This window comes from Sphaerisporangium sp. NPDC005288, from assembly GCF_040607475.1.
In the GTDB taxonomy this organism is placed as follows: domain Bacteria; phylum Actinomycetota; class Actinomycetes; order Streptosporangiales; family Streptosporangiaceae; genus Sphaerisporangium; species Sphaerisporangium rhizosphaerae.
Genome location: NZ_JBEXGT010000011.1, coordinates 163,049 through 181,680 on the forward strand (window position 1 = coordinate 163,049; position 18,632 = coordinate 181,680).

Here is an 18,632-nt window from a genome sequence, read left to right on the forward strand (position 1 = left end):
CGGCCTCGGGTCTCACCCCCTCCCTGTCCCGGCGCCGGGTTTTCATGCCTGGTAACAGGCACGCCGTCGATCGTCGTGAACCATTGACTCCGCACAGCCGAATCGGTATGCCTGGACAACGCCATTTGTGGGGTGAGGGCCCCTTGTGGGGAGGCGATGGCAATGCGGGTGCTCGTGCACGCCTATCCGTGGGACGTGATCGGTGATCCCCTGTTCACCGCGCGGATGCAGGCGCTCGGCGACGTCGGGGTGAACCTCGCCTCCGCCTACCACACCGTCAGGGCGGCGACCCCCTGGCATCCCGACCACGCGTACATGGACGCCCGGCACGCCGCGCTCTACCGCCCGCTCCGCCGGGAGGCCTGGGATGGGCGCCGCCTGGTGCCCGGCACGCCCGCCTGGATGCGCGACGCGGACCCGTTCGGCACCGCCGCGCGCACCCTGGCCGACGCCGGCGTCCCGGTGACGGCGTGGATCGTGCTGACGCACAACTCGCGGCTGGGCGAGGCGCATCCGGACGTGAGCGTGGTCAACTGCTTCGGGCAGCACTACCCGTGGGCGCTGTGCCCCTCGCGCGCCGAGGTGCGCGAGTACGCCGCCACGCTGGCCGCCGAGGCCGTGCGCGACGTGCCGCTGGCCGGGGCGCTGCTGGAGGCCTGCGGGCAGCTCGGCGCCGACCACGGCGGCCACCACGACAAGACCGACGGCGCCTACGACGCGCGGGCACGGCGCATGCTGTCGGTGTGCTGCTGCGAGGCCTGCCAGGCGGGCTGGGCGGCGGCCGGGGTGGACCCCGTGCGCACGGTGCGCGAGGTGCGGGCCGCCGTGCGCTCCCGCGAGCACGACCTCGACCAGGCGACGGCGGCCGCCGTCCTGGCCGTGCGCCACCAGGCGGCCGACGCGCTGCGCCACCAGGTGATCGAGGCGCTCCCCCCAGGTCTGCGCATCAGCCTGCACGCCGGCCCCGACCCGTGGGCCACGGGCGCCAACCCCGGCCTCGGCCCGCAGGCGGGCAAGGACGTCGACGCCGTCGTCGTGCAGTGCTGGCCCACCGGCCAGGAGTCCGCCGACCGGGTGCGCATCACCCGGCACATGCTGCCCGAGCAGGTGACGGTGGGCGCCTACGTGACCGCGCTGCCGCCGGTGCGGCAGGAGGACATGGCGCCCCACGTGCGCCGCCTGGCGGAGGCCGGCGCCCAGGAGGTGCACCTGTACCACGCGGGGCTGGCCGGGCCCGCGCGGCACGGCCTGCTCGCCGAGGCGGCCTCGACGGCGGCGAGCCTGTGACGGCGCAGGCACCGCCCTCCCCGACCCCTGCGCGAGGTTAGCGTCAACCCGGGGTTGACGGACGGGATGGCGTCAACCTATGGTTGACGCATGCAACCGACACCCGTTCGTCTGGACGACCTCATCGAGTACATCAAGACAAACCACGCCGCGGGCGGCGCCCTCCAGCAGCTCAGCGGGGCCGTGCTGCTCGGCGAGCACCTCGGCGAGGTGGCCGACCACCTCATCGGCCACTTCGTCGACCAGGCCCGCAAGGCCGGCGCCTCCTGGACCGAGATCGGCCAGAGCATGGGCGTGACCAAGCAGGCCGCCCAGAAGCGGTTCGTGCCCAAGGGAGGCGAACCGTTCGACCTCACCTCATTCGCCCGGTACACCACCCGTGCCCGCAGCGTCGTCGTGGCCTCGCAGGAAGAGGCCCGCCAGTCCGGGCACGGCCACATCGCCTCCGAGCACCTGCTGCTCGGCCTGCTGCACGAGCCGGACGCGCTCGCGGGGCGGGCCATCACCGAGCAGGGCGTGCCGCTGGAGCGGGTGCGCGAGGCCGCCTTGGCCTCGCTCGGCCCGACCGGCGAGCGGCCCGCCGGGCAGGAGGGCGCCGGCGAGGTGGCCTTCACCGCCGAGAGCAAGAAGGTGCTCGCCCTGACCGTGCGGGAGGCGCTGCGGCTCGGCCACAACTACATCGGCACCGAGCATCTCCTGCTCGCCCTGCTCAGCACCGAGGAGGACCCGGCCGCCCAGGTGCTGGCCGCCCTGGGCGTCACCCCGCAGGCCTCCGAGGCCTCGATCCTCGCCGCCCTCGGAGAGATCACACGCGCCAAGGAGAACCCGCCCGGGGCCTGACGCGGCTCCAGGAGAACCGTTTGAACCGTCACGCGGGCCCAGGAAACCCGCCCGGAGTGTCACACGGGCCCAGGAAACCCGCCCGGAGTGTCACACGGGCCCAGGAAACCCGCCCGGAGCCTGACACAGGCTCAGGAGAACGGAGCCCCGGCGAACGTCCCGGGGACCGGGGCGCGTGAGAGGTTCACGCCGCACCGGGGTCTCGCGGGCGCCCGGCGCCTTCCTGACCAGCGCTCCGGCGGGTGGGGGTCTTGGATTCGTGGTCGTCCGTGGCCCGGGCCCGGCCGCGGGCGACCACGCGCCGTCCCCGCACCACGGTCATAAGGTGACAGGTGTGGCCACGTCCGGTCATCCGGCATCGAGACGACGGACGCTGCCGATATCGTGATATATCAGGATATCGAGGAGGACTGGTGCAGCGTCTGACCCCTGAACAACTGAGAAGCCACCGGTGGTACGGCACCGACGGGCTCCGCTCCTTCAGCCACCGTGCGCGGACCCGTCAGCTCGGCCTGTCCGCCGAGGAGCACATGGGCCGCCCGGTCATCGGCATCCTGAACACCTGGAGCGAGCTGAACCCGTGCCACATCCACCTGCGCGAGCGGGCGCAGGACGTCAAGCGCGGGGTCTGGCAGGCCGGCGGCTACCCGGTGGAGCTGCCGGTGATGTCGCTGTCGGAGTCCTTCATGAAGCCGACCACCATGCTGTACCGCAACCTGCTGGCCATGGAGACCGAGGAGCTGCTGCGCGCGCATCCCGTCGACGCGGCCGTGCTCATGGGCGGGTGCGACAAGACCACGCCGGCGCTGATCATGGGCGCCATCAGCATGGACATCCCGGCGATCTTCGTGCCGTCCGGCCCCATGATCCCGGGCAACTACCGCGGCGAGGTGCTCGGCAGCGGCAGCGACATGTGGCGCTACTGGGCCGACAAGAAGGCGGGCCTGGTCGGCGAGGCCGAGATGAGCGGCGTCGAGGAGGGCATCGCCCGCTCCCCCGGCCACTGCATGACCATGGGCACCGCCTCGACCATGACCTCGGTCGCCGAGGTGCTCGGCATGACGCTGCCCGGCGCGGCCTCCATCCCGGCCGTGGCCTCGGCGCACAACCGGATGGCCGCCGCCACCGGCCGCCGCGTCGTCGAGATGGCCTGGGAGGACCTGCGTCCCTCCGTCATCCTCACCGCCGAGGCCTACGCAGACGCGGTGACCACCATCCTGGCGCTCGGCGGCTCCACCAACGCCGTCATCCACCTCATCGCCATGGCCCGCCGCAGCGGCGTGGAGCTGACGCTGGACCATTTCGACGAGGCCTCGCGGTGCGTGCCGGTGCTCGCCGACCTGCGCCCGAGCGGCGCCTTCGTCATGGAGGACTTCTACCTGGCCGGCGGCCTGCCCGGCCTGCTGAGCCGCGTCCGCGACCTGCTCCACCCCGACCGGCCCACGGCCGTGGGGGCCACCCTGGGCGAGACGCTGGAGCGGGCGGAGGTCTTCGACGACAAGGTCATCCGCACCCGGGACAACCCCCTGTCGCAGGAGGGTGGCCTGGCCGTGCTGCGCGGCAACCTCGCCCCGTCCGGCGCGGTGATCAAGCACGTCGCCGCCGAGCCGAGGCTGCTCAAGCACACCGGGCCCGCGGTGGTGTTCGACGGGCACCGTGACCTGATGCGGCGCATCAACGACGAGAGCCTGCCGATCACGGCCGACTCGGTGCTGGTGCTGCGCGGCGCCGGCCCGCACGGCGGCCCGGGGATGCCCGAGCACGGCATGCTCCCGATCCCCGACCGGCTGCTCAAGATGGGCGTGCGCGACATGGTGCGCATCTCCGACGCCCGGATGAGCGGCACCAGTTACGGCGCGTGCGTGCTGCACGTCGCGCCGGAGTCGCACGTCGGCGGCCCGCTCGCGCTGGTGCGCGACGGCGACCCGATCACCCTGGACGTCGAGGCGCGGCGCCTGTCGCTGGAGGTTCCCGAGGAGGAGCTGGAACGCCGCCGCGCCGCCTGGCGGGCTCCCGAGCCGGTGTTCCAGCGCGGGTACGGCAGCATGTTCACCGCCCACATCCTCCAGGCGGACCAGGGCTGCGACTTCGACTTCCTGCTCGGCACCGGAGGCGCTCCGGAGCCGGACATCGGCTGAGGACGATCCGCCGTCCCCGGCACCGTGACGGCGGTCCAAGCGACCCCGGCACGGTGGCGGCGGTCCAAGCGACCCCGGCACGGTGGCGGCGGTCCAAGCGACCCCGGCACGGTGGCGGCGTCTCCTAGTGCGGTGACCGCATACGTTCACCGGGCGCGGCTCTCCACCCCCGGCCACGTGCTGGAGGTGATCGGCGCCGGGTCGGCGGGTCGTGGTACGGCGATGCCGGCGCCTGTTACGGCGCCCGAGCGGGTGAACGTTCGTGGACAGCGCACCAGGCGGGACGGAAGAAGACGGTGGAAGCGGTCTGAGGGGCGGGAGGACGGTCGCTTCCCGGCGATTGCCTTTACATCGTAGATCACGGCTTCGGTGGCCGGCGCCGCCGGGGCCTCGTCGCGGAGCGGCGTGAACGAGGGGGTGGACGTGCGGCACGATATACCGGTGTACAACATCTCGGAGGAACCGGTCCTGCGGCCCGTGGCACGGTCGATCACGCGCACCGACCTCGTGGCCGACTCCATCAGGGCCGCCATCCTGTCGGGCCGGATCAGGCCCGGCGAGACGCTCGTGGAACGCCGGCTCGCCGAGCAACTTGGCGTGTCCAAGACGCCGGTGCGTGAGGCGTTGATCGGCCTGGCCTCCACCGGCCTCGTCGTCATCAGCCCCAACCGCGGGGTCAGCGTGCGGGTGCTGGACGCCGCCGACCTGCGCAAGGCGCAGGAGCTCCGCCTGTTGCTCGAACCGTGGGCGGTGGCCTCCTCCACGCGCGCGGGACGCGCCGGCACCCTGGCGGACGCGCGCGGGGCGCTCGGCGAGGCCGGCGAACTGCTGTCGGGCGAGGACCCGACGGCCCTGAGCCTGGCCAACCGCCGCTTCCACCGGGCGCTGTACTCGGGCTGCGACAACGAGCTGGTCTCCGCGCAGCTGGACAACCTGCAAGATCTCACCGCGCTCGGCACCGTCAGCGTGCTGTGGCGGCGCTGGCCCACCTGGCGCGAGGAGCACGCCGAGCACGAGGAGATCCTGGCCGCCGTGGCGAGCGGCAACGCCGCCCTGGCCGAGCGCCTGACCAGAGCGCACGTCAAGCGCACCGTCACCCACCTCGCCCGCTCCCAGGACAAGGACTGACCTTCCGCGCCGGCGCCGGCGATCGCGCGAATGACCACCAGCCCGCCGTACCCGGCACCGTCCTGCGGCCGCCCGCGGACCCGGTCGCGGCGTTTCCCTCGCTCGTGGACCCGGTCGCGGTGTTTCCCTCGCTCGTGGATCCGGTCACGATGTTTCCCTGGATAATGATCTGACGCGACGACGGCCACCACCCCTGGTCCGCGCGCACCGCACGAGGCCGTGGACGAGCTCGCCGCCGCCCACGACCGGCTCGCCGTACCCGGCGACGCCTGGCTTCCCGAACCCGAAGGGCGTCCGCCCACCCCACCGACCACCGTGTGAACAGGCACCGCGTCCACTCGCGGACCCGCCGGCCGCGGCGACCCCACACCCGAGCTTCGCCCACGACCGTGACGGGCCCTCCTCGGGCCGGCGGGAACCCCCCGGAGGACGACACCATGACGCCAGCGCTGGAGATCAGCGGGCTGACCAAGAGATTCGGCGAGAACCTCGCCGTCGACGCCATCGACCTACGCGTGCCCCAGGGCTCCTTCTTCGGGCTCGTCGGCCAGAACGGCGCGGGCAAGACCACCACGCTGTCCATGGCGGTCGGACTGCTGCGGCCCGACCGCGGCAGCGCCCGGATCTTCGGCGAGGACGTCTGGTCCGCCCCCGAGCGGGCCAAGGCCATGGTGGGGGTCCTGCCCGACGGGCTGGCCATGCCCGAACGGCTGACCGGGCGCGAGGTGCTCACCTACCTGGGTCTGCTGCGCGGCCTGGCCAAGGAGGTGGTGGCCCAGCGCGCCGACGAGCTGCTGACCGTCCTGGAGCTGGACGGCGCGGAGCGGACGTTGGTCATCGAGTACTCGACCGGCATGCGCAAGAAGATCGGCCTGGCCACCGCGCTGCTGCACGCGCCGCGGCTGCTGGTGCTGGACGAGCCGTTCGAGGCGGTGGACCCGGTGTCGGCCGCCACGATCAAGACGATGCTGCGCGGCTTCGTCGCCGGCGGCGGCTCGATCGTCCTCTCCAGCCACGTGATGGCGTTGGTGGAGCAACTGTGCGACCACGTCGCGGTGATCGACAAGGGGACGGTGGCCGCCGCCGGCACGCTGGACGAGGTACGCGGCGCGCGGTCGCTGGAGGACACCTTCGTCGAGCTCGTCGGCGACCGGGACACCGGGGTCAAGGAGCTCTCGTGGCTGTCGCGCTGACCATGGCCCGGATGAAGGTCGCGGTTCTGCGCCACGCCTTCCACGGCGGGCGCGCGCAGACCGCGGCCACCGGAGCCGCGCTGGGCGTGCTGTTCGCCGCCGGGACGATCTACCTGGCGTTCGCCGGCCCGGACCTGCTGGCGGCCGGATACGCGGTGTGGATGCTGGGCTGGATGCTCGGGCCCGCCTTCATGGGCGGCGGCGACGAGACGTTGCGGCCGGAGTACTTCTCACTGCTCGGCCTTCCTCCTCGCCGCCTGGCGGCGGGCCTGCTGGCGGCGGCCTTCGTCGGCCTCGCGCCGCTGGTCAGCCTGACCGCCCTGCTCGGCCTGCTGGTGGCGGGTGTACGGCTCGGCCCCGCCAACGCCCTGCTGGCCGTGCCCGCGATGGTGTTGCAGCTCGCGGTGTTCGTCCTGCTGTCCAAGGTGTCGGTCGCGGTGGTCGGGCTGGCGCTGCGCTCACGCCTGGGCGCCGTCGCCTCGGGGGTGCTCAACGGCGCGATCCTGGCGGGGCTCGGCCAGATCTGGGTCTTCTTCTGGGCCTTCGGCCAGACGGGCGTGCCCTCCGCGGTCTGGTACCTGCCCTCCGGGTGGGGCCTGCTGGCCGTCCAGGGCGACTGGCGGGCGCTGGCGGCGCTGGCCGTACTGGTGCTGCTGCTCCTGGGCGCGTGGGCCGCCCTGCTCGGCAGGCGCGCGGGCGCGACGCGGCCCTCCGCACGCGGCAGGCGCCCGATGACGGCGGCCACGGTCAACGGCGCGATCGTCGCCAAGGAGCTGCGCACCTGGTCGCGCGACCTGGTACGCAACCACCAGCTGACCTTCGCGCTGTCGTACGGCGTCTGCTTCGGGGCCAGCCCGCTGCTCCTCGGCTGGGACGGCATGCTTCCTTACGCCGGCCCCATCTTCATCGTGATGGCCGCGGCCATGGCCGCCAACCTGTACGGGACCGACGGCACGGCGCTGTGGCTGACGCTGATGACGCCCGGCGTGAGCGACGTGCGCGGCAGGCAGCTGGCCTGGCTGTCGGCGCAGGCCCCGGTGGCGATCGTGATCACCGTGGCGTTCACCGCGATCACCGGCGGCCCGTGGCCGCTGATGCTGGCGCTGCTGCCCGCCCTGCTGGGCGGCGCGACCGGGCTGGTTCCGCTGATCTCGGTGTACGGGCTGGTGCCCGGCACCGACCCGCACCGCCGCGCGGGCAATCCGCTGCGCACCAGTGAGGACGACGGCGGGCTGACCGGGCTGGCCTACCTGGCGCTCGCGCTGGTGCTCCTCACCGGTGTGCCGGCGGGGCTGGCCGCGTTGTGGTTCGGCTGGGCGGGCGTGGCCGTCGGCGTCGTGACCGGGGTGCTGTTCGCGTGGGGCTTCGGCCTGCTCGCCGAGCGACGGCTGCGCTCGCACGGCCCCGAATTGCTGGAGACGATGCGGACCGGACGCAGGCCGCGGCCGACGGCGAGGTCCCGCTTCGACGAGCTGTCCAAGACGAAGAAGGCGATCACCTGGTGGTGCTTCGGCTTCGGTGCCATCCCGCTGTTCCCGCAAGGCGTCGTCGCGGCCGTCTTCGTCGGCAACGGCATGCTGCGCCACACCTGGTTCCTGGCCACGTACATGCCCTCCGGCCTGCAGTACCCGGTGGCGGCCGCGTTCATCGTGCTCGGGCTCGCGATGTACGGCACGGGCCTGTGGACGCTCAAGCCGCGCTCATCCGGCTGAAACCCGGCCTCCGGGCGGGCGGTGGCGGCCGGCGACGGGATGGGCCGCGGTCGCCCGCCCGGCGCCGGCGGCGTCCTCGCCTCTGATGCTGGGACGCCGGAGCCGGCGGTGGGCGGCGGTGGAGAAGGGGCCGGCCCCGGGGTGGGCCCGGGGCCGGCGGGGTGGGGCGAGGGTCAATCGGCGCAGATGGCGAAGACGCTGATGCCGACGTCGTTGTAGCCGTCCTGGCGGCCGAGCCCGATCCAGCCGCGCCCGTCGTCGGTCGGGAAGGAGCCGACCAGGATCGCGCGGTTGCCCCGGGCTTCGGCGCCGCCGCCGAGGACGTGCTTGGAGCCGGGGCAGTAGAGGGTGCGGCGCTGGAAGTTCGGGACGTTGGCGTTGGGCAGTGTGACGAGCTGGTAGCCCGGGGGCAGGGCGTGGACGGGCCCGGGCGGGGCACCGGCGGGGGTGGTGTCGGCGCTCGCCGAGGCGGCGGTGGCGAGGCAGGCGCCCGCCATCAGGACCGACAGGGCGAGGGCGGTGGACTTCTTCGGGTGCATCGCTCTCCTATTGGCGTTCCCCGGCGCTCGCGCGGCCTCACGGCGTCACGGGATCGCCGGCGATGTGCCGCCGGGGCGCCCGAGTCACCGGGGGTGACTTGTTGACACGTTGAGTATCCGCCTCCTGACTTTACGTGTCCATAGCACAAAGTGAGCAAATGGATACTCTCCGTGTCCACATGGGGACGCGACCGGCCCGCCAAGCCGTCACCAAGGCTCAACGGGATCCTCGCCGATCCTCACATGAGTCCGCCCCGGGACCTGCACCAAGGCCCGCACCGCGTCCGCACCGGGATCCGCGCCAAGGTCCGGCCGAGGTCCGGCCGAGGTCCGCGCCAAGGTCCGCGCCAAGGTCCGCGCCAAGGTCCGGCCGAGGTCCGGCCGAGGTCCGCGCCAGGGTCAACGTCAGGTCATGGCCGGCCCTCGACGCGCTCGCGGCGCCCGGCGGCGCCCACGGCGGCCGGGCGCGGGCGCGGCGTCAGCGGGCGCGGTAGCGGCGCAGGGTGTCCTCGTCCGGCGGGTAGGTGCCGCGCAGCGGGGCCCCGCCCTCGACCTCCGCCTGGATGAACTCCTCCAGGTGCTCCTGCTCCAGGGCATCGCGGGCCACCTCGGCCGCCAGATGGCGCGGCACGCAGACCACCCCCTCCGCGTCGGACACGATCACGTCCCCGGGATACACCGGCACCTCGGCACAGCCGATGGGCACCTGCAGGTCGATCGCGTGGTGCCGGGCGAGGTTGGTCGTCGCGCACACGCCGGCGGCGAAGGCGGGCAGGTCCAGCTCGGCGAAGAACGGCGAGTCGCGGACCGCCCCGTCGGTGACCAGCCCGGCGGCGCCTCGCCGCAGCAGGCGGGTGGCGAGGATGCCGCCGATCGAGGCGGCGCGGGTCTGGCCCCGGCAGTCCATGACCAGCACCTGTCCCGGGCCGACCGACTCGACCGCGAGCCGCTGCGGATGGTCGTAGTCCTTGAACACCGACAGCACGTCGAGGTCCTCGCGGGCGGGGATGTGGCGCAGCGTGAACGCCTCCCCCACCATCCGGGTGCACGCGGGGTTGAGCGGGCGCAGCCCGGCCAGGAAGGTGTTGCGCAGGCCGCGGCCGAAGAGCTGGGTGGTGATCGTCGCCGTCGACACCCGCCTCAGCGCCTCGAAGACCTCGGGCGCGATCACCTCGCGGCCGTCCTGCCCCCCCGTCGCCCCCGCGCCCTTCGCCCCCGCGCCCTCTGCGCCGTTCCGCCGTTCCTCGCCCACGTTCTCCGCTCCTGTCGCCTCGGTACCGCTCCGCCGGTCATGTCCATGATCTCCTGGCCGCGTCACCCCGGGCCGGCCGGGAGGTCCAGGGAACGCAGGATGGCGGCGACCTCCTCGCGCTCCGTGGCCGGCAGCGGGGAGATCGGCGGGCGGACGTCGCGGCGGCACAGGCCGAGCTGGGCCAGCGCCTCCTTGAGCACCGAGACGTTGCCGGCGTTGCCGCGCCGGGCGCGCAGGTCCTCGATGGGCTTGAGCCGCGCCCACAGCCGCATCGCGCCCCGGGCGTCGCCGGCCTCGAGCAGGCGGTGCAGTTCGAGCGACAGCTCGGGGACGATGGCGGCCAGGCCGGAGGTGAACCCGCGAGCCCCGCCCATCCAGTAGAACGGCGCCCAGCTCTCGGCCAGCCCGCACACCCAGGTCACCTCGGGCACCCCGGCCGCCATCTCGGCGAAGCGCACCGGGTCGGGGTGCGCGTACTTGACCCCGGTCACGTTGGGGCACGCGCTCACCAGTGCCCGCAGCGTCCCGGCCGTGATCAGGGGCGAGCGCAGGTAGCAGACGACCGCGAGCTCGGGGACGGCCTCGGCGACGGCCCGGTGGTAGTCGACCCAGCCCTCTTCCGACTGGTAGGGATGCACGGGCTGGTGGACCATGACGGCGTGCGCCCCGAGCCGGGCGGCGCCGGCGGCGAGCAGAGCGGCCTGCCGGGCGTCGTGCCCGACCCCGGCGATGACGCGCGCCGGGCCCGCCGACTCCACCGCGAGCGCGACCGCGCGGTCGAGCTCCTGCGATGACAGCGAGTAGAACTCCCCGGTGTTGCCGTTCGGCGTGACGGCGGTGATGCCCGCCACGGCCATCCGCGAGACCACGGCGGCGTAGGCCTTCTCGTCGATGCGGCCGGTGTCGTCGAACGGGGTGACCGGTACGGCCACCACCGACGCGAGCGCCCGCCTGACGTCATCCAGCATCGCCATCGTCCCTTTCATGAGCGCGCGGCACGGCTCCCGGCACCAGTTCTGGTATATCAGTACATCGACGTGCCGACCTATTGACATATTTCACCAGACGTTTTCATTCTGGTGTGCGCCCTGAAACGTCGCCTCCGAAAGTCCCGGCGCTCCCCGGCCCACTAAGGAGGATCACCCCCCATGAGATCTCCCCGACTCACCGTCCTGGCCGGCTGTCTCGTCCTGGGCCTGGTCGCGTGCGGCGCGCCCGACGCGGGCCAGGCCTTCGCCCCCGAGCCCGCCGCGGCCGACGTGAAGATGCCGCAGTCGCCGGTGACGCTGAACATCGTGGACGTCGCCGGAAACCTGCAGCTCACTCAGCAGATCTTCGACAACTACAAGGCTCGCAACCCCAAGGCCGTCAGCAAGATCACCTACTCCAAGGTGACGGCCCCGGAACTGGCCGGCAAGATCAAGGCGCAGCAGGACGCGCAGCGCCTGGACATCGACCTGGTGCTCACCGGCACCGACGGCCTGTCCGCCGGGCTGGAGCAGAACCTGTGGGTGGACCTGGCAGGGAAGTACGGCGACAAGCTGCCCGACCTCGGCGCCTACCTGGAACCGGCCGCCAAGATGCAGGAGCTCGCGCGGGGCAAGGGCGTCGTCGTCACCTACTACCCCTCCGGGCCGCTCATCGAGTACAACCCGGCCAAGGTGCCGAACCCGCCCAAGACCGCCGAAGAGCTGCTCGCCTGGGCCAAGGCGCACCCCAAGAAGCTGGAGTACGCCCGGCCGGCCAACTCCGGGCCCGGCCGCACCTTCCTCATGGGCCTGCCCTACATCCTCAAGGACCGCGACCCCAAGGACCCGGTCAACGGCTGGGCCAACACCTGGAAGTACCTCAAGGACCTCGGCCGGTACGTCGAGTACTACCCCACCGGCACCTCCCAGACGATGCAGGAGCTCGGCGAGGGCACCCGCGACATCATCGTCACCACCACCGGCTGGGACATCAACCCGCGGGTGCTCGGCCAGGTGCCCAAGGACTTCAGGACCGCCACGCTGGAAGGCTTCACCTGGGTGACCGACGCGCACTACATGGTCGTCCCCAAGGGCGTCACCGGCGAGAAGCTGGCCGTGGTCCTGGACCTGATGAAGTTCGCGCTCACCCCGCAGCAGCAGGCCGTCACCTACGACAAGGGCTACTTCTACCCCGGGCCGGCGGTGAAGGGCGTCACCATCGACATGGCTCCGCCGGAGAGCCGGCAGGCGATCAAGGACTTCGGCCGGCCGGAATACGACCGGCTCATCGAGCAGAACCCCAAGGCCGTGCCGCTGGAGGCCAAGGCGCTGGTGACGGCGTTCGACAAGTGGGACAAGGAGATCGGCGGCGACAAGGTGCGCAAATCATGACCGGCGCCGCACCGGCCGCGGGCACCGGCGAGGCGGCGCCGGCCGTGCGGGGGCGCGGCGCGTTCGGCACGCTGCGCATGGAGGCGGTGTCCCGGCGGTTCGGCTCGGCCACCGCCCTGGACCGGCTGGACCTGACCATCGAGGGGGGCGAGTTCCTCGCCCTCCTCGGGCCCTCCGGCTGCGGCAAGTCCACCGCGCTCAACTGCCTGGCCGGGCTGCTGCCGCTGAGCGGCGGCAGCATCCGGCTGGACGACGAGCGCATCGACACCCTGCCGCCCGAGAAGCGCGGGTTCGGCATGGTGTTCCAGAACTACGCGCTGTTCCCGCACCTGACCGTGCGCAAGAACGTCGGCTTCGGGCTGGCCGTCCGGGGCACGCCGAAGGCCGAGATGGCGCGGCGGGTGGACGAGGCGCTCGCGCTGGTCGAGCTGTCCGACCACGCGCACAAGCTGCCCGGCCGGCTGTCCGGCGGCCAGCAGCAGCGGGTGGCGATCGCCCGCGCCGTGGTGATCCGCCCGCGGCTGGTGCTCATGGACGAGCCGCTGTCCAACCTCGACGCCAAGCTGCGCCTGCAGATGCGCACCGAGATCCGCAAGCTGCACCAGTCACTCGGGCTGACCACCGTCTACGTCACCCACGACCAGGAGGAGGCCCTGGCGCTGGCCGACCGCGTCGTCGTGCTGCGCCACGGCGTGGTGGAGCAGATCGGCACGCCCGAGCAGGTCTACACCTTCCCGCGCAACACCTACGTGGCGGGCTTCATGGGCTACCGCAACCTGCTGGAGCTGCCGGTGGCCTCCCGCGAGGGCCGGCGTGTGGTGCTGGAGGAGCCGGGCCTGCGGCTCACGGGCGTGGCGCAGGAGGACCTGGACGGGATGAGCGCCGTGGCGGCGATGCGGCCCGACGACTTCACGGTGGGCCGCGCCGGGCCCAACACGGTGCGGGTGAGCGTGGAGGTCGCCGAGTTCCACGGCAGGGAGATGGCGGTGGAGGGCGTCACCGAGTCGGGGCGGGTGGTCCACTTCCGCTCCCCCGAGCGGATGGCGCCCGGCGACAAGGTGGACCTCGGCGTCCCGGCGGACCGCGTCCTGGTGTTCGCCACCGGCGGCACGTCCGGCGGCGCTTCCCATGGCGCTACCGGGGGCGGTTCCGATGGCGCTTTCGGAGGCGGTTCCGGGGGCACGTCCGGCGGCGTGTCCAGGGGTGCTTCCGGGGGCGAGGGGTGATGGCGGTCACCGAGGCGCCGCGGCTCGTGCTGCGGCACCGGCTGGCCGAGCGCGGCATCGACCGGGTGCTGGTGCTGCTCGTCCCGGCGGTGCTGGTGCTGGTCGCGCTGTTCCTGTACCCGATGCTGTACGGGGTCGGCCTGTCGTTGCAGCCGCGTTCCGGGGGCGGCATGCTCGCCAACTACCGGGCCTTCTTCGGCGACGCCTACCAGAGCTCGACGATCTGGAAGACCACGCGCCTCGCGCTGCCGGCCGCGCTGCTCAACGTGGGGCTGTCGGTGCCGATCGCCTACCGGCTGCGCGGCCGGTTCCGGGGGCGCAGGCTGCTGACCGCCGTCCTGGTGCTGCCGGTGACGCTGGGCACCGTGCTGGTGGCCGACGGGCTGCTGCGCTACCTCGGGCCCAAGGGCTGGTTCAACCGGGTGCTGCTGGACCTCGGCCTGGTGGAGGAGCCGGTCCGCCTCATCTACAACTACTGGGGCGTGCTGTTCTCGCTGCTCATCACCGGGTTCCCGTTCGCCTTCCTGCTCGTCATGTCGTACATGTCGGGCATCGACCCGACGTTGGAGCGGGCCGCGGCGACGCTGGGCGCCGGACCGTGGCAGCGGGTCAGGCACATCACGCTGCCGCTGCTCGCGCCCGGCCTCGCCACCACGTTCATCCTGGCGTTCGTGCTGGCCTTCTCGGTGTTCCCCTCGGCCAACCTCGTCGGCGAGCCGGCGGGCGAGACGCGCGTGATGGCCATCGCGGCCTACCAGGCGGCCTTCGAGAAGTACGACTACTCGATGGCCTCGGCCATCGCCGTCCTCATGGGCGTCTTCGAGCTGCTGGTCATCGGCCTGGTGATGCTGTGGCGGGGACGGTTCTACACCGGTTCGACGGGAGGCAAGGGCGCGTGACCGTTCTCACTTCCCTGCGCGGACGGTGGCGGCCGCATTCCTGGATCGTCCCGATCGGGGTTGGCTTCTTCCTGCTCAACCTGGCCGCGCTGATCATGTCGGTGCTGGTGAACTCCTTCGCGGTGAACTGGTTCGGCACCTGGCTGCCGTCGGCGTTCACGGCGTCCTGGTACGGGGACGCCTGGACGGAGTTCGGGCTGGCCGAGGTGCTGCAGGTGACCCTGCTGGTCGCCCTGGCCGTGGTCGGGCTGGCCCTGCTGCTCGGCGTGCCGGCCGCGTACGCGCTCGCGCGGCGCGACTTCGCGGGCAAGCGGGCGGTGACGCTGCTGCTCCTGCTGCCGGTGCTGCTGCCGCCGATCACCTACGGCATCCCGCTGGCCACCGTGCTGTACAAGTTCCATCTGGCCGGGACGATGGCCGGGGTGATCGCCGCCAACCTGGTGCCGGCGCTGCCGTTCGTCGTGCTGGTCATGACGCCGTTCATCGAGCAGATCGACACCGACATCGAGTCGGCGGCCCGCATGTGCGGCGCCGGCACCCGGCAGGTGTTCACCCGGGTGCTGATCCCGCTGCTCATCCCCGGCATCCTCGCGGCCGGCGTCCTGGTGCTGGTGCGCACGGTGGCGATGTTCGAGCTGACGTTCCTGGTCGCCGGCCCCGACAGCCAGACGCTCATCGTCGCCCTCTACAGCGCGGCCTTCACCCCCGGCATCCGCGCCTCCCAGGCGATCGACGCGATGGCCGTCATCTACACCCTGCTGTCGTCGGCCCTGCTGGTGCTCGCCCTGATGTTCGTCAACCCCACCCAGATCGTCGCCCAGGTCAAGGAGGTCGCCCCCGAGTAGCCCCCGAGTAGCCCCCGAGTAGCCCCCGGTCGGCCGGGTGCCGGCCCGTCATCCTGCCCTGGCACCGGGGTCGTGGGTCAGCGGGCCAGGCGGATGACGTTCCAGGAGACGGGGGGCAGGACGACGCGCAGGGGGTCGGTCTCGACGTCGGGGTTGGCGCGCGGGACGACCCGTCCGGGGTCGTCGGCGGTGTTCACGGCGTAGACGTCGGGGCCGCTGAGCGTGGTGGCCTCGACGAGGCGGACCACGCCGAGCGCACGGACGTCCAGCGTGAGCGAGAGCGGCCGGTCGGTGGAGCGGTTGACGGCGAAGACGGTGGTGACGTCCTCGTCGTGGGTGGCGACGGCGTGCAGCGCCGGCACCTCGCCGTACTCGGCGGTCTCGTGCGCCGGCGAGACCGGCTCCACCCGCAGCACCTCGCCCGAGGCGTACCGGGACGCCTGGGCGAAGGGGTGGAAGATGGTCTGGCGCCAGGCGCGGCCGCCCGGCTCGGTCATGATGGGGCCGATGACGTTGACGAGCTGGGCCTGGCAGGCGGCGGTGACCCGGTCGCTGTTGCGCAGCAGCGTGATGAGCAGCCCGCCGACGGCCACGGCGTCGGCCAGGTGGTAGCGGTCCTCCAGCAGCGGCGGGGCGACCGGCCAGTCCTTCGGCGGCTCGCTGGCCTGCTCCGCCTGGAAGCGGCTGAGGTACCAGACGTTCCACTCGTCGAAGGACACGTTGATGCGCTTGGTGCCGCGCAGCTTGGCCCGCACGTGGTCGGCGGTGGCGACGACCGAGGCGATGAAGCTCTCCATGTCGGTGGAGCAGGCGAGGAAGCTCGCCAGGTCGCGGTCCTTCTCCTCGTAGTAGGCGTGGCAGGAGATGTAGTCCACCTGCTCGTAGGCCTCCTCCAGGACCTCGGCCTCCCAGGCGCCGAAGGTCGGCATGGAGGAGCCCGAGCTGCCGCAGGCCACCAGTTCCAGACCCGGGTCGATCATGCGCATGGCGCGGGCCGTCTCGGCGGCGAGCCTGCCGTACTCGCGGGCGGTCTTGTGGCCGATCTGCCAGGGCCCGTCCATCTCGTTGCCCAGGCACCACATCCGGATGCCGTGCGGTTCCTTGGACCCGTTGGCGGCGCGCAGATCCGACCAGTGCGTGCCGGAGTCGAGGTTGCAGTACTCCAGGATGTCCAGGGCCTCTTGGACGCCGCGGGTGCCGAGGTTGACGGCCATCATGGGCTCGACGCCCGCCTTGCGGGCCCAGCGGGCGAACTCGTCCACGCCGACCTGATTGGGCTCGGTGCAGTGCCAGGCCAGGTCGAGCCGGGCGGGGCGCGAGGAGACCGGCCCGATGCCGTCCTCCCAGCGGTAGCCGGAGACGAAGTTGCCGCCCGGATAGCGCACGGTGCTGACGCCGAGCTCGCGGGTGAGCTCGAGGACGTCGCGGCGGAAGCCGTCCTCGTCGGCTGTGGGGTGACCGGGCTCGTAGATGCCGGTGTAGACGCAGCGGCCGAGGTGCTCGACGAAGGAGCCGAACGTGCGCCGCTGTACGGGGGCCACACGGAAGGCGGGGTCGATCGTGAGGGATGCCTGGTGCACGGTGCTCCTGCCCGCCTTCGCGGAGGTCGGTGACGCCGGGTTCGGTTGCGCCGATTGTCAGCACTCCCATGCCCGCAGTCAAGGACGGGCATGGGGACGATCGGATCCGGCCCACGCCGTGCTCGGCGGCCCCGTCCTCACCTGGAAGCCACAGCGCCGTTCCGCCGGCCAAAGAAAGATTACAAATCGGTTTGAACCGGGTCTGGGACCGCCGCGTACCTCCGTCCGTACGCACATGCAGACGACATAGGAGGCCTGATGCGGTCGCGCATCGTCACGCTCTGCGCTGCGGCACTCGTCCTGGGCATTTCCACCGGCACGATCCCGGCGCACGCTGAGTCCACGCAGTCCAAGGAGTCCACCAGGTCCACCACTCATAACAAGAACCGATTCGCCGAGATCCCCCTCATCTCGGACGTGGCCGGCAAGGCGGACGTCACCGACGCCAAGGTGGTCAACCCCTGGGGCCTGGCGATGGGCAAGACGCTGTGGGTCTCCAACGCGGGCACCGGGACGGCGACCGTGTACTCGGGCGGCGCGAGCCAGCTCACCAAGGAGAAGACCGAAGTCTGGATCCCCGGCGGCACACCGACCGGCCAGATCTTCAACGACTCCGGCGAGGGCTTCGAGATCTCCAGCAAGGGGGCCTCCGGCCCGGCGACGTTCATCTTCGCCAGCCCCAGCGGCGCCATCACCGGCTGGAACGCCGAGGTGAACCCGAGCAACGCCATCATCGCGGCTTTCACCCGTCACGCCGACTACAAGGGCCTGGCCCTGATGCCGACCAACCGGGGACGCTTCCTGCTCGCCGCCGACTTCGCCCACAACCGGGTCGACGTCTTCGACGACGACTTCAGCAGGGTGCGGCTGTCGAAGTGGGCTTTCCGCGACCGCGGCCTGCCGCGTGACTACTCCGCCTTCAACGTCGAGATCGTGGGCAACGCCGTGTACGTCGCCTACGCCAAGCGCGACTCCGAGACCGGCAAGTCGGTCGCGGGACGCGGCTTCGGCTTCATCAGCCGCTTCACCGCCTCGGGTCGCTTCGCCGGCCGCGTGGCCGCCCGCGGCGCCCTGAACGCGCCCTGGGCGATGATCAAGGCCCCCGCGAGCTTCGGCGCCTACGCCGGCGCGCTGCTGGTGGGCAACTTCGGTGACGGCTGGATCAACGCCTACCGCAACGGCCGCTACCTCGGCCCGCTGCGCAAGGCCGACGGCAAGGCGATCGCCATCGAGGGCCTGTGGGACCTCGAGCCCGGCACCGCGGCCATCGGCGGCGAGAACGCCCTGTGGTTCTCCGCCGGCGTCCAGAAGGCGCAGCACGGCCTGATCGGACTGATCATGCCGGCCGACGCCGCCGGCGGCACCTCCACCCCCGCGCCGAGCGCGTCGGCCAGCCCGTCGGCCTCGCCGACCTCCAACTCCAATTCCAACAACAACTCCGGCTACTGATCACGACGGGAGGTGAGCGACCACCGGGCCCTGCGATGACCGAGGGCTCCCGCGAAACGAGGATTCACCATCTTTTCTGAAGATCAACACGACCCGCCCGAATGAGCGGAAGTCGGCTGCGGGGTGGCGCGCCCCGCAGCCGGCTTTCGGTTGTTCGGACATCTCCGTCTCTGCGGCGGAGAGG

Annotated in this window: 15 protein-coding genes; 11 read left to right on the forward strand and 4 right to left on the reverse strand. The window is 72.2% G+C overall.

The annotated features are described in order from the left end of the window. Positions 1–162: 162 nt before the first annotated feature. The 6 genes from ABZU32_RS13400 to ABZU32_RS13425 all read left to right on the forward strand — a co-directional run bounded on the left by ABZU32_RS13400 (position 163) and on the right by ABZU32_RS13425 (position 8,298). Positions 163–1,287 (forward strand): hypothetical protein, encoded by a 1,125-nt coding sequence (locus tag ABZU32_RS13400; protein ID WP_354921333.1) that lies wholly within the window; start codon positions 163–165, stop codon positions 1,285–1,287. Between the two features lie 90 nt (positions 1,288–1,377). Continuing rightward, a complete protein-coding gene (locus tag ABZU32_RS13405) occupies positions 1,378–2,127 on the forward strand; it encodes a Clp protease N-terminal domain-containing protein (RefSeq protein ID WP_354921336.1) in 750 nt (249 codons plus the stop codon). Between the two features lie 413 nt (positions 2,128–2,540). Then, entirely contained in the window at positions 2,541–4,265 is a 1,725-nt protein-coding gene (gene araD, locus ABZU32_RS13410; RefSeq protein WP_354921339.1) for an L-arabinonate dehydratase, read from the forward strand. Between the two features lie 405 nt (positions 4,266–4,670). Further along, complete coding sequence (locus ABZU32_RS13415; RefSeq protein ID WP_354921342.1) at positions 4,671–5,393, forward strand: GntR family transcriptional regulator; 723 nt, start codon at positions 4,671–4,673, stop codon at positions 5,391–5,393. Positions 5,394–5,830: 437 nt separating this feature from the next. Next, positions 5,831–6,586 carry an ABC transporter ATP-binding protein gene (locus tag ABZU32_RS13420; RefSeq protein WP_354921345.1) on the forward strand — a complete coding sequence of 252 codons (756 nt, stop codon included), beginning with the start codon at positions 5,831–5,833 and terminating at the stop codon, positions 6,584–6,586. Beyond that, positions 6,571–8,298, forward strand: a complete 1,728-nt coding sequence (locus tag ABZU32_RS13425; RefSeq protein WP_354921348.1) for a hypothetical protein — start codon at positions 6,571–6,573, stop codon at positions 8,296–8,298. The genes ABZU32_RS13420 and ABZU32_RS13425 overlap by 16 nt, the downstream gene beginning before the upstream one ends. A gap of 173 nt (positions 8,299–8,471) precedes the next feature. On the opposite strand, the gene ABZU32_RS13430 is transcribed toward ABZU32_RS13425, so the two are convergent. The 3 genes from ABZU32_RS13430 to ABZU32_RS13440 form a co-directional block, all read right to left on the reverse strand. After that, positions 8,472–8,837 (reverse strand): hypothetical protein, encoded by a 366-nt coding sequence (locus ABZU32_RS13430; RefSeq protein ID WP_354839683.1) that lies wholly within the window; start codon positions 8,835–8,837, stop codon positions 8,472–8,474. Between the two features lie 478 nt (positions 8,838–9,315). Beyond that, a complete protein-coding gene (locus tag ABZU32_RS13435) occupies positions 9,316–10,089 on the reverse strand; it encodes a ribonuclease activity regulator RraA (protein ID WP_354839680.1) in 774 nt (257 codons plus the stop codon). A 62-nt stretch (positions 10,090–10,151) separates the two neighbouring features. After that, positions 10,152–11,063: a dihydrodipicolinate synthase family protein gene (locus tag ABZU32_RS13440; protein WP_354921351.1), complete on the reverse strand. Its 912-nt coding sequence runs from the start codon at positions 11,061–11,063 to the stop codon at positions 10,152–10,154. A 174-nt stretch (positions 11,064–11,237) separates the two neighbouring features. On the opposite strand from ABZU32_RS13440, the gene ABZU32_RS13445 reads away from it, so the two are divergent. Genes ABZU32_RS13445 through ABZU32_RS13460 form a run of 4 tightly spaced genes read left to right on the forward strand, consistent with a single transcriptional unit; the run spans position 11,238 to position 15,419 of the window. Then, complete coding sequence (locus tag ABZU32_RS13445) at positions 11,238–12,449, forward strand: extracellular solute-binding protein (RefSeq protein ID WP_354921354.1); 1,212 nt, start codon at positions 11,238–11,240, stop codon at positions 12,447–12,449. Further along, positions 12,446–13,675: an ABC transporter ATP-binding protein gene (locus tag ABZU32_RS13450; RefSeq protein ID WP_354921357.1), complete on the forward strand. Its 1,230-nt coding sequence runs from the start codon at positions 12,446–12,448 to the stop codon at positions 13,673–13,675. Before ABZU32_RS13445 ends, ABZU32_RS13450 begins: the two co-directional genes overlap by 4 nt. After that, the gene (locus ABZU32_RS13455) at positions 13,675–14,574 is read left to right on the forward strand and encodes an ABC transporter permease subunit (protein ID WP_354839669.1); all 900 of its coding nucleotides are present in this window, start codon (positions 13,675–13,677) and stop codon (positions 14,572–14,574) included. Before ABZU32_RS13450 ends, ABZU32_RS13455 begins: the two co-directional genes overlap by 1 nt. Beyond that, the gene (locus ABZU32_RS13460) at positions 14,571–15,419 is read left to right on the forward strand and encodes an ABC transporter permease subunit (RefSeq protein ID WP_354921360.1); all 849 of its coding nucleotides are present in this window, start codon (positions 14,571–14,573) and stop codon (positions 15,417–15,419) included. Before ABZU32_RS13455 ends, ABZU32_RS13460 begins: the two co-directional genes overlap by 4 nt. Positions 15,420–15,496: 77 nt before the next feature. Here the strand turns inward: ABZU32_RS13460 and ABZU32_RS13465 are convergent, their stop codons facing one another. After that, a complete protein-coding gene (locus ABZU32_RS13465; RefSeq protein ID WP_354921363.1) occupies positions 15,497–16,999 on the reverse strand; it encodes an alpha-N-arabinofuranosidase in 1,503 nt (500 codons plus the stop codon). 258 nt (positions 17,000–17,257) lie between these two features. Between ABZU32_RS13465 and ABZU32_RS13470 the strand changes: the two genes are divergently transcribed. Continuing rightward, a complete protein-coding gene (locus tag ABZU32_RS13470; RefSeq protein WP_354921366.1) occupies positions 17,258–18,448 on the forward strand; it encodes a TIGR03118 family protein in 1,191 nt (396 codons plus the stop codon). Positions 18,449–18,632 lie beyond the last annotated feature (184 nt).

Coding starts and splice junctions, on each gene's coding strand:
- ABZU32_RS13400 (WP_354921333.1), top strand. CDS start 163: ATGCGGGTGCTCGTGCACGCCTATCCGTGGGACGTGATCGGTGATCCC.
- ABZU32_RS13405 (WP_354921336.1), top strand. CDS start 1,378: ATGCAACCGACACCCGTTCGTCTGGACGACCTCATCGAGTACATCAAG.
- ABZU32_RS13420 (WP_354921345.1), top strand. CDS start 5,831: ATGACGCCAGCGCTGGAGATCAGCGGGCTGACCAAGAGATTCGGCGAG.
- ABZU32_RS13430 (WP_354839683.1), bottom strand. CDS start 8,837: ATGCACCCGAAGAAGTCCACCGCCCTCGCCCTGTCGGTCCTGATGGCG.
- ABZU32_RS13440 (WP_354921351.1), bottom strand. CDS start 11,063: ATGGCGATGCTGGATGACGTCAGGCGGGCGCTCGCGTCGGTGGTGGCC.
- ABZU32_RS13445 (WP_354921354.1), top strand. CDS start 11,238: ATGAGATCTCCCCGACTCACCGTCCTGGCCGGCTGTCTCGTCCTGGGC.
- ABZU32_RS13450 (WP_354921357.1), top strand. CDS start 12,446: ATGACCGGCGCCGCACCGGCCGCGGGCACCGGCGAGGCGGCGCCGGCC.
- ABZU32_RS13455 (WP_354839669.1), top strand. CDS start 13,675: ATGGCGGTCACCGAGGCGCCGCGGCTCGTGCTGCGGCACCGGCTGGCC.
- ABZU32_RS13470 (WP_354921366.1), top strand. CDS start 17,258: ATGCGGTCGCGCATCGTCACGCTCTGCGCTGCGGCACTCGTCCTGGGC.